The sequence below is a fragment of the Nocardia grenadensis genome (genome assembly GCF_050942415.1).
Lineage (GTDB): Bacteria > Actinomycetota > Actinomycetes > Mycobacteriales > Mycobacteriaceae > Nocardia > Nocardia grenadensis.
In genome coordinates, this window is the sequence record NZ_CP192054.1 from 5,895,695 (window position 1) to 5,908,725 (window position 13,031).

A 13,031-nucleotide genomic window follows, 5' to 3' on the forward strand; every position below is an offset into this window, starting at 1 on the left:
GCAACGCGGCAGCCCGGCCCGTCCTTCCCCGGTCGTGAAAGTGATCACACCTGACGGATTCGGCGCACTTCGCGCGCCTCCGCGTGCCGTCGCCGAAACCGGGAACCGAGCCGGACAGACCAATAAAAGCGCTTGTCACGGACAATCAGGATTTCTCGGCGCAGTCGGCGGCGAACTTCCGGATCTCGGCCGCGAAACGCGCCGGATCCTCGAGGAACAACCCGTGCTGAGCGCCCTCCCAGATCGAGGCCCGGCCCCGCGGCGCGGTCTCGGCGATATAGCGGCCGTCGGCCACCGGCACCACCGGATCCGCCGAACCGTGCAGCACCAGGACGGGAACGTCGAGTGCGCGCAGGGTCTCCGTATTGTCCACCGAGCGGTAGAACAGGGCTTTGCGCACGAACGGCGGTGTCGCCAGGCTCGCGCCGAACAACCGCTGCGCGTCCGGACCCTTGTCCGTGCCCGGTCCGGTGCTGGCGTTCCCGAAGGCGGAGAAACCGCGCATCGCCCGGCCCGGGCTCTCCTCGAACACCGCGGGGATCGCCTGCTGCATCGACTCGCCGACCTCCGCGCCCGGCACCCCGCGGCCGATATTGGCCATCGCCCCGGTATAGACGACGCCGGCGACCGCACCGGTGCCGTACTCGGCGAGATAGTCGCTGATCACGATTCCGCCGTAGGACCACCCCAGCAGCAGCGCGTCGGATTCGATCGATTCGGCGGCCAGCACCGCGGCGATATCGGCGGCCCAGTTCTTCGAATCGTCGTAACCGGTGGCCGGGGCCTCCGAATAACCGTGGCCCCGCAGATCGACGGCCACCACCCGGAAATCGGCGGCGAGATCGTCGAACATCCGCCCCCAGCAACGCAGATCCGCCGACCAGCCGTGCGCCAGCACCAGCGGCCGTGCGTCCGCGGGCCCGCCCGTCCGATAGACGATGCCGGTCCCGTCCGCACTGTGCGCTTCCCGTATAGCCATGAGCGCATCATAGGATCGCGTTCATGAGCACTCGCACCGCTGTTGTCACCGGGGCCAGCTCGGGTATCGGCGAAGCCACCGCCCGGGAACTCGCGAAACAGGGGTACCACGTGTATGTGGGTGCCCGCCGGGTCGACCGGCTGCGGGCGCTGGCCGACGAGATCGGCGGTACCGCGCTGGCACTCGATGTCACCTCCGACGAATCGGTTCGCGCCTTCGCCGACGCGATCGAGACCGCGAACGTACTGGTCAACAATGCCGGCGGCGCCAAGGGCCTGGCTACGGTCGCCGAGGCCGACCTCGACGACTGGCGCTGGATGTGGGAAACCAACGTCCTCGGCACCCTCCGGATGACCAAGGCGCTGCTGCCGAAACTGATCGCCTCCGGCGACGGCCTGATCGTCACCATCACCTCGGTCGCGGCCTTCCACGCCTACGACAACGGTTCCGGCTACACCTCGGCCAAACACGCCCAGGCCGTCCTGCACCGGACCCTGCGCGGCGAACTCCTCGGGCAGCCGGTCCGGCTCACCGAGATCGCGCCCGGCGCGGTGGAGACCGAATTCTCCCTGGTCCGCTTCGCCGGCGACACCGACCGCGCGGCCGCGGTCTACCAGGGCATAGATCCGCTGGTCGCCCAGGACATCGCCGAGATCGTGGCCTTCGCCGCGAGCCGCCCCCCACACGTCAACCTGGACCAGATCATCGTCAAACCCCGCGACCAGGCCGACCCGGGCCGCTTCGCCCGCCGTACCTGACGCTCGGCAACCCGCGGCGCCGCTACAGCTCCGCCCCCACTGTGACCGGTTCCGGTACCAGCACGACCCCGAACCGCTCCGCCACCCCGTCGCGGACCGTCCGGGCGAGGGCGACGATATCGGCGGCCGTGGCGTCACCGCGGTTGGTCAAGGCAAGGGTGTGTTTGGTGGACAGGCGCGCAGGCGCGGCCGGACCCGGGAAGCCCTTGGCGAAGCCGGCGCGTTCGATCAGCCAGCCCGCGGAGAGCTTCACTCCGCCGATCCCCGGATAGGTGGGCACCGGCACATCGCCGAGCCGATCGCGGACGGCGGCCAGGACCCGGTCCACCTCGGCGTCGGGCACGACCGGGTTGGTGAAGAACGATCCGGCGCTCCAGGTGTCGTGGTCGGCGGGATCGAGGACCATTCCTTTGCCCGCCCGCAGCCCGAGCACGGTTTCGCGGACGGCGGCGGCGGGCCGGGTCTCCCCTTCCGCGGCGCCCAGTCGCTGTGCGAGTTCCTTGTAGCGCAGGGGCGCGCTCGTACCGTCGGGGCGCAGCGCGAACTCCACCGCCAGCACCACTGCCGCGTCGCTGTGTTTCAACCGGCTGGTCCGGTAGCCGAAGTCGAGCGCGTCGGGAGTCACCCAGTCGATCTCCCCGGTGGCCCGGTCCAGTAACCGCACCCGGCGTAGCAGCCGGTCGACCTCGACGCCGTAGGCGCCCACATTCTGTACGGGAGTGGCCCCGGCCGAGCCCGGAATCCCGGACAGGCACTCCAGCCCGCCGAACCCGGCCCGCACACTCGCGGCCACCACACCGTCCCAGTTCGCGCCCGCCTCCACCGTAACGCTGCCGGCCCCGAATTCGACCCCTTGAGTGGCGACACGGACCACCACCGACGCCACATCCTCGTCGGAGACCAGCAGGTTCGAACCGCCGGCGACCAGTAGCACCGGTACCTCGGCGGCGTCCAGCGCGCGCACGGTCGCCACCAGCGACTCGGTGGTGGCACAGTCGGCAACCGTGGCCGGGCCACCGACGCGCAACGTGGTCAGCTCCGCCAGCGGTACCGCGGACCGCACGAGCGCGCCCGTTCCGGCCAGCATCTGCCGCAGTTCGTCCGCAGGGACAGCCCGAGAAGTTCGCACGACCAGACGGTAGCGTGTTCGGTCATGGCTACAGCGCTGGCGTATACGGCTCGCTACTCTCATCCGGTCGCGACGGTGCGCGAGGCATTCCGCACCGAGCAGTACTGGAAGGACCGGATCGCCGCCGTGGGCGGGCCCAGTGCCCAGTTCGTCTCGCTGTCGGTCGAGGGTGAGCGGGTGCGGGTCGAGGTCGTGCAGTCCATCCCCGCCGACCTGCTGCCGCCCGCCATCACCGCCGTACGCCCCGGCGACCTGATCATCCCCCGCACCGAGCTGTGGACCGGTACCACCGGGAGTTTCGAGGCGCGGGTCGAGGGCGCTCCGGCCGAGGTCCGCGGTGCCATCACCGCCACCGACGAGCCCACCGGCGCGGTCGCCGAGATCTCCGGCACGATCGAGGTGAAGGTTCCACTGTTCGGTCGCAAGATCGAGGAGGCCATCGGGGAACGGCTCACCGAGCTGCTCGCCGAAGAGGCCGAGTTCACCAACACCTGGATCGCCGGACAACCGTAGCGGCCCACAGTCCGCTTCCGTCGTTCCGTGCGAGCGGAAGCGACCCGGCCTCCCACGGAACCGGAGAATCCGGACGGTAACCTACCGCGCATGGCTCGCCGACTGGACTACTCCGCCCGCTACCCGCTGCACACCACCGAAGAGCTGTACGCGGCGCTGACCGACCGGGACTACTGGGAGGCCCGGATGGTCGAGATGCGGAAGTACTCACCGAACGAGGTCATCAGTCTCGAGGTGGGCGAGGACGGTGTCGAAGTGGTGCTGCACCACATCCTGCCGCGCGAGACGCTGCCGGAGATCGCGCAGTCGGTGATGCGCAAGGATATGGTCATCACCCGCAAGGAGAGCTTCGGACCGCTCGGTCCGGAGGTCGAGGGCAAGTATTCGGCGTCCATCCCGGCCGGGCCCGGCAGCTTGACCGGCACCACCCGTCTGTTCCCCACCGACACCGGGTGCACCATGCGGATGTCCTCGGAGGCGAAGGTGTTCATCCCGATGGTCGGGCCGCGGCTCGAACAGCTCATGCTGGTGAACCTGGTGGATCTGTTCCGCGCCGAGGCCGAAGTGACCCAGAAATGGCTGGACGAGCAAAAAACGGCCGGCTGAGCGTTCCACTCGGCACCGTCACCCGGGGCACGACCGGGACCAATCGGCTCCGCCGCAGTGACCGTCAGCTGATCGGCGACCCCCGGATCTCCGAGGTATTGCGCGGTGCCGCCGATCCGCTGGTGGTGGATCTCGGTTATGGGGCCCAACCGTGGACGACGCTGGAACTGGCCGCGCGGTTGCGTACGGTGCGTCCCGATGTGCGGGTGGTCGGACTGGAGATTGATCCCGCCCGGGTCGTCCCCGCCCGCGACGGCGTCGTTTTCGCCCGGGGCGGGTTCGAATTGGCCGGACTGCGGCCGGTGCTGGTGCGTGCCTTCAATGTCCTGCGCCAGTATCCGGAGTCTGCGGTCACGCACGCGTGGGAGACCGTGCTGGCCGGTCTGGCGCCGGGTGGTCTCCTGGTCGAGGGGACCTGTGACGAACTCGGCCGCCGCTGCGCCTGGGTGGTGCTGGACCGATCGGGCCCGCGCACCCTGACTCTCGCGTGGGATCCGTTCACCGTCGAACGACCCTCCGACCTCGCCGAACGCCTCCCGAAAGCGCTGATCCACCGTAATGTGCCCGGTGAACGGGTGCACACCCTGCTCGGCGCGGCCGACCGGGCGTGGGCGCACACCGCACCGCTGGCCGTCTTCGGACCACGGGTGCGCTGGCGCGCGGCGGCGGACCGGTTGCGGGCACAGGGTTTCCCGGTGCACGATTTCCGCCGTCGGCTACGCGACAGTGTGCTGAGCGTCCCGTGGCCGGTGGTCGCACCCGCCGGACAGGCGGAACCATTAGTGTGACTCATATCACAAAAATGAGCCGCAACCCACGCTGACGTCGCAACCTTCACCAGCGGCCCATAACCGGTCCACAGAGCCGGCACAGAATCATCGTGAAGAATCTCAGGCATGTCCACCAAGCCCCTGCCTGCACCGAAGGTCGGCCGCCGGACCGTCGTGATCGCCGTACTCACCGTGATCGTGCTCGTGGTGGCGGCGCTCATCGGCGGCGAGGCCTATGCGCGACACCGAATCGCGGGCTGTATCAGTTCGCAGTTCGAAAAAGAGATGGGCTCGCAGATCGATGTCGGCTTCGGCGCGAAACCCCTACTGATCACCTGGCTGGACGGGAAGGTCTCGCGGATGGACGTCGACAGTAAGGGCGACGCATTCGGCCCGGCCGTCGATATGCAGGTCCACGCCCAATTCCACGATATCGAGATGGCCAAGGGGAGCAATAGCGGCAGCTCGGTCGGGAGTTCGGACGCCGATGTCACCTGGAGCAACTCCGGGATCTCCCAGACGCTCGAGGGCCTGGTCAGCGATGTGCAGTCCGACCCCGACACCGGGCAACTGACCATGAAGGTGCTCGGCGGTATCGGGGCCATGCAGCTCACCCCGCGGATCCAGGACGGCAAAGTCGATATCGACGTCTCCCAGGCGCAGTTCCTCGGTATCGGAGTACCCAACGACCTGGCCCAGGGTGTGGTGAACCTGATGACCGAGAGCCTGCAGACCTACCCGATGGGCCTGCAGCCGACCGATCTGCGGGTCACTGCCGACGGTATCCAGGTGGATCTGCAGGGCGGCCCGACCGAACTGCCCGCCGCCGAAGGCAATGCGAGTTGCTGAGTGCCGCGGACCGTCACGCGGGAAACCCGTCGAGTACGGCCCGGGACCGGGAGAGCCCCAGCCGGGTGGCGCCCGCGGCGATCATCGCGGCGGCCGCTTCGGCGGTGCGGATACCCCCGCTCGCCTTGATGCCCAGCCGCCCACCGACGGTCTCGGCCATCAACCGGACCGCCCGGACATCGGCGCCGCCGGCGGGATGGAACCCGGTGGAAGTCTTCACGAAATCGGCACCCGCCCGTTCGGCCGTCCGGCACACCTCGACGATCGCCTCGTCCGACAGCGCTGCGGACTCGATGATCACCTTCAGTACCGCGCGCTCCGAAATCGCCTCGCGCACCACGATGATATCGGCGAGTACCGCGTCGAAATCGCCCGCGACCGCCGCGCCGATATCGATGACCATATCGACCTCGCCCGCCCCCTGATCCACCGCGAGCCGGGCCTCCGCCCCCTTCACCAGCGAATGGTGTTTTCCGGAGGGGAATCCCGCGACGGTCGCCACCACCAGCCCCGCGGCCGGTATCGGCAGCACGGACGGCGAAACGCATACCGCGTATACGCCGAGTTCCCGGGCCTCGGCCACCGCGGCGGTAACATCCGCGCTTGTCGCCTCCGGGGCGAGCAGCGTGTGGTCGATCATTGCGGCCACCTCGGACCTGGTCAGCGACTGGGAATCGGCCATGGGACGAAAGTCTGGCACATCACGGTCGAATTCCGTTGCGCGCCTCGGGCTCCTCGCGCACACTCGTATCGCCTTCTGACGAGAGGACGATGTTGCTGATCCGCCGCGAACGAGCCGTCGACGCCGACGCTGTCGCCGCCGTGCACCGTAGCGCCTTCGCCCCGCACTATGCGGCGGGTGATCCAGCGGCCGGCACCGCCCTGGTCGAGGCGCCGCCGGAGGTCGCGCTACTCGCTCGGCTGCGCACCGATCCGGGGTGGATCCCCACCCTGTCCATGGTCGCTGTCGATCGCGAGACCGTGGTCGGGCACGTCTGCGTCACCCGGGCCACCGTGGGGCCGTTTCCCGTCCTCGCACTGGGCCCCATCGGAGTCCTTCCCGACCTGCAGAGCCGCGGTGTGGGTTCGGCGCTGATGCATGCCGTACTCGGTGCCGCGGACGCCCTGGACGAACCGCTCGTCGGCCTGCTCGGCAGCCTCGACTACTACCCGCGGTTCGGCTTCCAACCGGCCGAACGGCTGGGCCTGGCTCCGGACCGGCCGGAATGGGCGAGTCACTTCCAGATCCGGTCGTTGAGCGCCTATGACTCGCAGATAATCGGCGAATTCCATTACGCCGAACCCTTCTACGAGCTGTGAGCACGCTCGTCCGCCCCGGCCGATCGGGCCGCGCGCACACCGGCGGGCCGCAACCGCGGAGTCGCGCGGTCCGGGCGGCGGGCCTCCTGTCAGGATGACCTCATGGTTTCCGCAGCTGCCACCCCCAACGGCCGGCAATACGTACTCACCCTGGGCTGTCCCGACCGCCCCGGCATCATTGCCACCATCACCTCGTTCATCGCCGAATTCGGGGGCTCCATCGTGGAGGCCGGCTACCACTCCGACCCGGAGACGGGCTGGTTCTTCACCAGACAGTCCATCAGGGCCTCGACCGTGCCGTTCGGGGTGGACGAGCTGCGCGGCCGCTTCGAACGGGTCGCCGCCGATCTCGACCCGGAGACCGAATGGCAGGTCCACGATTCGGGGGTGCGCCGCCGCGCGGTGCTGTTGGTGAGCAAGGAGGGGCACTGCCTGCACGACCTGCTCGGCCGCGCGACCTCCGGCGAACTCCCGGCCACCATCGAGGCCGTTATCGGCAATCACCTCGATCTCGCGGCGATCACCGAGGCGCACGGCATCCCGTTCCACCATGTGCCGTTCCCCAAGGACCCGGCCGAACGCGGGCCGGCGTTCGAGCAGGTCCGTGAACTGGTGGACGCCCATTCCCCCGACGCGGTCGTGCTGGCGCGGTTCATGCAGGTCCTACCCGAGCGGTTGTGCGAACACTGGGCGGGCCGGGCCATCAATATCCATCACAGTTTCCTGCCCTCGTTCGTCGGCGCCCGCCCGTATCACCAGGCCTTCGTCCGCGGCGTGAAACTCATCGGCGCGACCTGCCACTACGTGACCCCCGAGCTGGACGCGGGCCCGATCATCGAACAGGACGTCATTCGCGTCGACCATGCCGACAGCGTGACCGATATGGTGCGCGAGGGCCGCGATATCGAACGGGTCGTGCTGGCCCGCGGCCTACGCTGGCATCTGGAGAGCCGGGTGCTGGTCCATGGACGCCGCACCGTCGTGTTCTCTTGAGACGGCTCAGCCGGCAGCTTCGGCCGGTTCGCGTACCGAGGTCAGTACCTGATCGAGGATCGCGTTGAACCGGTCGATCTCTTCCACATTGCCCAGGTGTCCGGTGGGTAGCAGGACGAACTGTCCGAGACTGCCGGTCTCCCGGAGCCAGGCGGCGATCTGTTCGGCGTGCACCGCCGGGGTCATATCGTCTGCCGTGCCCGCCACCACCGTGGTCGGCACCACCAGGTGGCGTGCCGCGTCCCCGAGGTCCATCTCCGCGAGCAGCAGCCCGAACTCCGAACGAATCCGGGACCGGCACGAGCGCACGATATTCATCCCGAACTCGATCGCTTCCGGGTCCGCGGCCGGGCTCATGATCTGCCGGGTGAAGAGCCACCGCACCACGGCCACCGGCGGGAAGACGATGCGGGCGCCGAGCCCGCGACGGCCGAGCCGGGGCGGCAGCGGCACCACCCGGCGCAGCAGCGGCAGCGGCCGGTTGAAGAACGGCACCACGGTCGTCTCGGCGACCAGCGAATGCGGTCCGGTATTGGCCAGTAGGACCGCCGCGGCCTGGTCGACCACCCGCTGCGGATACTTCCCGGCCCAGGCCTGCACGGTCATCGCGCCGAGGCTGTGCCCGACGAGCACCGCCCGCTGACCCGGCCGCAGCACCGCGTCGAGTACCGCGCAGAGATCGTCGGCGAGCAGATGACAGTCCAGCTGGTCAGGTTCGCCGAATTCACTCTCGCCGTGGCCACGCAGGTCGAAGGCGATCACCCGGTACCGCTCGGCGAACGTGTTGATCTGCGGATTCCAGTACTCGAGACAGCAGGTCCAGCCGTGGATCAGTACCACCGGCTGGGCATCGTCGGGCCCGTACGCGTGCACCCGCAGCCGGGCGCCGTCCTCGGTACGCACATCGATCACCCGGTGCTCGGCGCCGGGCGGATTCAACGCGGGATTGCGGTATCCACCGCGGGTGCGCAGCCCCGCACGGTGCACCTCGAACAGACCCTCGACCTGGTGGGCGAGAGCAGTGAGGGCCTTCGGCATCGTCGCACGCATCAAGACACTCCTTTGTGTTACCGAGTGACACAGTAACGCGTGGAGGGAGCGCGCGCCAGCATTACCAGCGCGGGCCGCGCTGGACCTCATCCACCTTCGGCCGCACATCGGCCAGGTAGATCCCCGTGGCGATGATGGCGATGAATGCCAGCAGTCCCAGGCCGGGCCAGCTCACCAGCATCAGCAGGATCGCCACACCGAGGATGCCCAGCCAGATGGGCTTGGTCAGTTTGTCGACCGCGGTGAACGCGTCGGAGCGCTGGCGCACGGCGTGCACGAGCGCGAAAACAGTCGCGCTTGTCGCCAGCAGCCACAGTGCGACCATGATCAACCCGGTCAAGCCATACACCTTGTCCACCCCACCATGATAAGAGCAGCGCCCCCGCGCACTGCATGTGCACGGGGGCGCTTCATTGGAATTACCAGGTCAGAGCTTCTTCGGCGCGGCCTTCTTGGCGGGGGCGGCCTTCTTCGCGGCCGGACCCTTCTTCGCGGCGGGCGGCGCCTTCTTCACCGGCGGGGCGGGCGTGGGCTCGGGGGCCACCTCGGACACGGGCTCGGGCGCGATTTCCGGCGCGACCTCGAACACCTCGGCGTCGAGCACCTCCGGCGCGACCGGGGCAGCGGACTCGGCAGTCGGCGTGGCGGTCGGCGTGACGGTCGGCCCCGTCTCGGTCTTGGCGCGGCCGATCAGATCGTTCACCCGGCCGAACACCTCCTCGGCCCGGCTGCTGGCGTCCTTGTACAGGGTCTCCACCCGGCCGACCTGCTCCTCGACCAAATGGTTGGCGCGCAGCCGCTCGACGGTCTCCTCACCGCGCACCGCCAGATCCGCGTAGAGGTCGACCACCTGGCGGTAGTACTGGTCGGCGAGCTTGCGCAGCTCCTCGGCGGTGAACTTCTCGCGCAGCTCGGCCAGGTCCTCCGGCAGTTCCGAAGGCAGTTCGGACAACCGGGCACGGATCTGCTCGAACTGGGTCTGCATATCGGCAGGCAACCCGGCGAAGCGCTCACGGGCCTCTTCGACCCGGACCCGGCCGCTGGCATCGGTCGCACGCTCACGCACCTGGGTCACCGCGTCCACGACCGCGGCGTAAACCGCGTCCGTGGCGCCGACGGTGGCGAACAGTGGCTTGGCAGTGGTGTACTTCTCGGTCATTTATCGTTCTCCTGGCGTGGAGCATCGGTTGTCGGTTGTGGAACAACACTGTCCCGGGGAATCGCTTCCTCCGGCCCGTTCTCCCGGCGGAACGATTCGTATATATCCAGGATCACCTGTTTCTGCCGCTCGCTGATCGCGGAATCGGCGAGCACGGCGTCCCGGACGGGACTGTGCGGCCGCTGCTCGAGGTAGCCGGCGCGCACATACAACACCTCCGAAGAAACCCGCAGAGCCTTGGCGATCTGCGTCAGCACTTCGGCGGAGGGGTTACGCAATCCGCGCTCGATCTGGCTGAGATACGGGTTGCTCACCCCCGCCAGCTGGGCGAGCTGACGCAGCGAAACCTGCGCGGCTTCCCGCTGCGCCCTGATGAATCCTCCGATGTCCTGCGCCGCGTTGACCACGCGAGTTGCCTTGTCGCCGGCGCCGGCAGCCGCTGCCGGATCGTCGGTGCGCTGGGCGGAAACCTCGAGACGGTCGGCCATCACTCACCTTCTGGCGTTGTAGTTACAACGATAGATCGGGGTGCTAGCAATTGCAAGCACCATGTTAGCAGTGTTTATTTGCGCGCCTCCGGCGCGCGGGGTCGAGGCCCCCTCGGTCGGCGCCGAGAGGGTGCGCCAGTTCGCGAAGGCGATCGGGGGCCAGGCCGACCAGTGGTCGAGTCGGCATCCGATCTCCGATCATCGACTGCCGACGCAACCCGCATGCGTCGAGTTTTGCGAGACACCTCGAAGGGTTGCGGCCCGTCTCGCCCCTGGCCGAAGGTGCTCAACGGTCGCCCTCTATGGACGGCCCACCGCACATCGCATGCGCGAAGCGCGAGTCCCGAGGCCGAAACGGCGAGACCAAGGGGGCCTCGACCCCGTGGCGCCGCAGGCGCCGCCAAAAACACAGCACCTTCGCAAGTAAGCCCACATCCCTACCTTCACGAGTAAGCCCACGCCAGTCCTCGCCCAAACTCGCCATCCCCGGTACGCACTCTCACCCCCCGAACATCAGCTGCGAGACCGCATAGATCGCCAACCCCGCCAAACTGCCGACGACCGTGCCGTTGATCCGGATGAACTGCAGGTCACGCCCCACCTGGACTTCGATCTTCTTGCTGGCTTCCTCCGCGTCCCAGCGGGCGACCGTATCGCTGACGATGGTGGCGATCTCGTCGGCGTAGTTGGCCGCCAGGTAGCGGGCGCCGCGCTCGATCCAGCCGTCTACCTTGGCCCGGGTCTCGGTGTCGTCACGCAGGCGTTCGCCGAGTTGCTGCACGTTTTCGGCGACCTTGCGGCGTAGCGTGCTGTTCGGGTCGTCGGCGGATTCGAGGATCAGGCGTTTGGCAGCCCGCCAGGTGGCCTCGGCGAGGCCGGTGATCTCCTCCCGGCCCATGATCTCGGTTTTGATCCGCTCGGCCTTGGCGATCATCATCTCGTCGTGCTGCAGGTCGCGGGCGAAATCCTCCAGGAAACGGTTGGCGGCCAACCGGACCTCGTGATCGGGGGTGGAGCGCACCTTCCAGGTGAATTCGACCAGCTCCCGGTACACCTTCTCCGACAGCAGGACGTTCACGAATTTCGGCGCCCACTGCGGCGCCTCACCGTTGACGATCCGGTCGATCGTCTCCTGGCTGCCGAGCGCCCACTGGTGGGCGCGTTCGGCGAGCAGATCGAGCAGCGGCAGTTGCCGGTTGTCGGCCAGCAGTTCGGCGAGGACACGACCGATCGGCGGACCCCACAGGGGTTCGGCGATCCGTTTGACGATGGTGTTGTCGATGACCTGTTCGACATCCTCATCGCGCAGCACCCCCACGACCGCGCGCAGAATCGTCGAACTCTCGTCGGCCACCCGGGCCGCGTTACCGGGCGCGGCCATCCAGCGCCCGATCCGCCACGGGATCTGCGCGGTGTTCACCTTGGTGGTGACCACCTCCGGGGACAGGAAGTTGGTGCCCACGAAATTGCCGAGGCTGGCCCCGAGCTGATCCTTCTTCCGGCGGATGATCGCGGTGTGCGGAATCGGCAATCCCAGCGGATGCCGGAACAGCGCCGTCACCGCGAACCAGTCGGCCAGCGCTCCGACCATCCCCGCCTCGGAGGCCGCCCGCACGTAACCGACCCAGTCGCCGGCGCCGCCGCGCGACTCCAGCCACCGGCACACCAGGTAGATCGCCGTGGCCACGGCCAGCAAGCCGGTGGCGACGGCTTTCATCCGCCACAGGTCACGTCGTTTGGCCGCGTCATCGGTGAGGGTCGCGAACACACCCGGCGGTTCCGCCTGCCCGCCGGGGGCGGTCGTCCCGGGAGCGGAATCGAGCACCGCACTACTACCGGTCGGTTTCTGCATACTCCCCATTCTGCTGTGTTTATCGGCGGCGCCTTCGGCGCCGCGGGGTCGAGGCCCCCTTGGTCCCGCCGTTCAGGCCTCGAGACTCGCGGCTTCGCCGCATGCGATGTGCGGTGGGCCGTCCATAGAGGGCGACCGTTGAGCACCTCCCGCCAAGGGCGGGACGGGCCTCGACCCTTTCAGGGCCTCGTAAGACTCGGCACCGATGGGGTCGGTCGGATAGCCGAGGTCCGGCCGGCCCGGCACGGTAGCCGATACGGCCGCGCCCGAGACCTGGGCCGCGCGATATCCGGCGGGAGTGGAAGTGCGTTCGGGGGGAGCGTGGACAGATGTGGGGCCGTCGGTTCTCGCGGGGAGCCGGCCTCCGGGTGGCTGCCGCGCGCGACCGGTCGATGGGGTGGGAGGTTCTCCGGTCGGGCTGGTTGCGCCGACGGCACTGCGCACACCGCAATGATTCCGTCCGCGAGCGGCCGCCCGCACACGCCCACTGGACGCGCACGGGGAGAGTGTGGGATCTGCCGCACAGGAGCCAAACGAACCACCCAGGTTGGGATGGGGCCTAGAG

At 68.5% G+C, this 13,031-nt stretch carries 15 protein-coding genes; 7 read left to right on the forward strand and 8 right to left on the reverse strand.

What is annotated here, in order from left to right; genetic code table 11:
• Positions 1-145: 145 nt before the first annotated feature.
• Positions 146-979 carry an alpha/beta fold hydrolase gene (locus ACQPYS_RS26865; RefSeq protein ID WP_063038214.1) on the reverse strand — a complete coding sequence of 278 codons (834 nt, stop codon included), beginning with the start codon at positions 977-979 and terminating at the stop codon, positions 146-148.
• Positions 980-1,002: 23 nt separating this feature from the next.
• On the opposite strand from ACQPYS_RS26865, the gene ACQPYS_RS26870 reads away from it, so the two are divergent.
• The gene (locus ACQPYS_RS26870; RefSeq protein WP_433491162.1) at positions 1,003-1,737 is read left to right on the forward strand and encodes an SDR family NAD(P)-dependent oxidoreductase; all 735 of its coding nucleotides are present in this window, start codon (positions 1,003-1,005) and stop codon (positions 1,735-1,737) included.
• A gap of 22 nt (positions 1,738-1,759) precedes the next feature.
• Here the strand turns inward: ACQPYS_RS26870 and ACQPYS_RS26875 are convergent, their stop codons facing one another.
• Entirely contained in the window at positions 1,760-2,824 is a 1,065-nt protein-coding gene (locus ACQPYS_RS26875; RefSeq protein WP_433493141.1) for a UDP-N-acetylmuramate dehydrogenase, read from the reverse strand.
• A gap of 66 nt (positions 2,825-2,890) precedes the next feature.
• Between ACQPYS_RS26875 and ACQPYS_RS26880 the strand changes: the two genes are divergently transcribed.
• From ACQPYS_RS26880 to ACQPYS_RS26895, 4 genes are all read left to right on the forward strand, one after another.
• Positions 2,891-3,379, forward strand: a complete 489-nt coding sequence (locus ACQPYS_RS26880) for a DUF2505 domain-containing protein (protein WP_063038220.1) — start codon at positions 2,891-2,893, stop codon at positions 3,377-3,379.
• Between the two features lie 90 nt (positions 3,380-3,469).
• Positions 3,470-3,985 (forward strand): DUF2505 domain-containing protein, encoded by a 516-nt coding sequence (locus ACQPYS_RS26885; protein ID WP_063038222.1) that lies wholly within the window; start codon positions 3,470-3,472, stop codon positions 3,983-3,985.
• Positions 3,955-4,773, forward strand: coding sequence for a hypothetical protein (locus tag ACQPYS_RS26890; RefSeq protein ID WP_063038224.1), 819 nt, complete (start codon positions 3,955-3,957; stop codon positions 4,771-4,773). Before ACQPYS_RS26885 ends, ACQPYS_RS26890 begins: the two co-directional genes overlap by 31 nt.
• 108 nt (positions 4,774-4,881) lie before the next feature.
• Entirely contained in the window at positions 4,882-5,604 is a 723-nt protein-coding gene (locus ACQPYS_RS26895) for an LmeA family phospholipid-binding protein (protein ID WP_431941759.1), read from the forward strand.
• Between the two features lie 13 nt (positions 5,605-5,617).
• On the opposite strand, the gene deoC is transcribed toward ACQPYS_RS26895, so the two are convergent.
• Complete coding sequence (gene deoC, locus ACQPYS_RS26900) at positions 5,618-6,286, reverse strand: deoxyribose-phosphate aldolase (protein ID WP_063038228.1); 669 nt, start codon at positions 6,284-6,286, stop codon at positions 5,618-5,620.
• A 92-nt stretch (positions 6,287-6,378) separates the two neighbouring features.
• Between deoC and ACQPYS_RS26905 the strand changes: the two genes are divergently transcribed.
• A complete protein-coding gene (locus tag ACQPYS_RS26905) occupies positions 6,379-6,924 on the forward strand; it encodes a GNAT family N-acetyltransferase (RefSeq protein WP_063038535.1) in 546 nt (181 codons plus the stop codon).
• A gap of 102 nt (positions 6,925-7,026) precedes the next feature.
• Positions 7,027-7,917, forward strand: a complete 891-nt coding sequence (gene purU, locus ACQPYS_RS26910) for a formyltetrahydrofolate deformylase (protein WP_063038231.1) — start codon at positions 7,027-7,029, stop codon at positions 7,915-7,917.
• A 6-nt stretch (positions 7,918-7,923) separates the two neighbouring features.
• Here purU and ACQPYS_RS26915 read toward each other — a convergent pair whose 3' ends face one another.
• From ACQPYS_RS26915 to ACQPYS_RS26935, 5 genes are all read right to left on the reverse strand, one after another.
• Positions 7,924-8,967 carry an alpha/beta fold hydrolase gene (locus ACQPYS_RS26915; protein ID WP_431941761.1) on the reverse strand — a complete coding sequence of 348 codons (1,044 nt, stop codon included), beginning with the start codon at positions 8,965-8,967 and terminating at the stop codon, positions 7,924-7,926.
• Positions 8,968-9,028: 61 nt separating this feature from the next.
• Positions 9,029-9,325, reverse strand: coding sequence for a DUF2516 family protein (locus ACQPYS_RS26920; RefSeq protein ID WP_039826991.1), 297 nt, complete (start codon positions 9,323-9,325; stop codon positions 9,029-9,031).
• Positions 9,326-9,394: 69 nt separating this feature from the next.
• Positions 9,395-10,126, reverse strand: a complete 732-nt coding sequence (locus tag ACQPYS_RS26925; protein WP_433491163.1) for a heparin-binding hemagglutinin — start codon at positions 10,124-10,126, stop codon at positions 9,395-9,397.
• Positions 10,123-10,614: a helix-turn-helix domain-containing protein gene (locus tag ACQPYS_RS26930; protein ID WP_063038239.1), complete on the reverse strand. Its 492-nt coding sequence runs from the start codon at positions 10,612-10,614 to the stop codon at positions 10,123-10,125. The genes ACQPYS_RS26925 and ACQPYS_RS26930 overlap by 4 nt, the downstream gene beginning before the upstream one ends.
• A 499-nt stretch (positions 10,615-11,113) precedes the next feature.
• Positions 11,114-12,331: a DUF445 domain-containing protein gene (locus ACQPYS_RS26935; RefSeq protein WP_245664664.1), complete on the reverse strand. Its 1,218-nt coding sequence runs from the start codon at positions 12,329-12,331 to the stop codon at positions 11,114-11,116.
• Positions 12,332-13,031: the final 700 nt, after the last annotated feature.

Bases quoted from the DNA above. Each gene is read 5' to 3' on its own strand.
- purU (WP_063038231.1), top strand. From the start codon at position 7,027: ATGGTTTCCGCAGCTGCCACCCCCAACGGCCGGCAATACGTACTCACC.
- ACQPYS_RS26880 (WP_063038220.1), top strand. From the start codon at position 2,891: ATGGCTACAGCGCTGGCGTATACGGCTCGCTACTCTCATCCGGTCGCG.
- ACQPYS_RS26865 (WP_063038214.1), bottom strand. From the start codon at position 979: ATGGCTATACGGGAAGCGCACAGTGCGGACGGGACCGGCATCGTCTAT.
- ACQPYS_RS26885 (WP_063038222.1), top strand. From the start codon at position 3,470: ATGGCTCGCCGACTGGACTACTCCGCCCGCTACCCGCTGCACACCACC.
- ACQPYS_RS26870 (WP_433491162.1), top strand. From the start codon at position 1,003: ATGAGCACTCGCACCGCTGTTGTCACCGGGGCCAGCTCGGGTATCGGC.
- deoC (WP_063038228.1), bottom strand. From the start codon at position 6,286: ATGGCCGATTCCCAGTCGCTGACCAGGTCCGAGGTGGCCGCAATGATC.
- ACQPYS_RS26890 (WP_063038224.1), top strand. From the start codon at position 3,955: ATGGCTGGACGAGCAAAAAACGGCCGGCTGAGCGTTCCACTCGGCACC.
- ACQPYS_RS26895 (WP_431941759.1), top strand. From the start codon at position 4,882: ATGTCCACCAAGCCCCTGCCTGCACCGAAGGTCGGCCGCCGGACCGTC.
- ACQPYS_RS26875 (WP_433493141.1), bottom strand. From the start codon at position 2,824: ATGCTGGCCGGAACGGGCGCGCTCGTGCGGTCCGCGGTACCGCTGGCG.
- ACQPYS_RS26935 (WP_245664664.1), bottom strand. From the start codon at position 12,331: ATGAAAGCCGTCGCCACCGGCTTGCTGGCCGTGGCCACGGCGATCTAC.
- ACQPYS_RS26925 (WP_433491163.1), bottom strand. From the start codon at position 10,126: ATGACCGAGAAGTACACCACTGCCAAGCCACTGTTCGCCACCGTCGGC.
- ACQPYS_RS26930 (WP_063038239.1), bottom strand. From the start codon at position 10,614: ATGGCCGACCGTCTCGAGGTTTCCGCCCAGCGCACCGACGATCCGGCA.
- ACQPYS_RS26915 (WP_431941761.1), bottom strand. From the start codon at position 8,967: ATGCGTGCGACGATGCCGAAGGCCCTCACTGCTCTCGCCCACCAGGTC.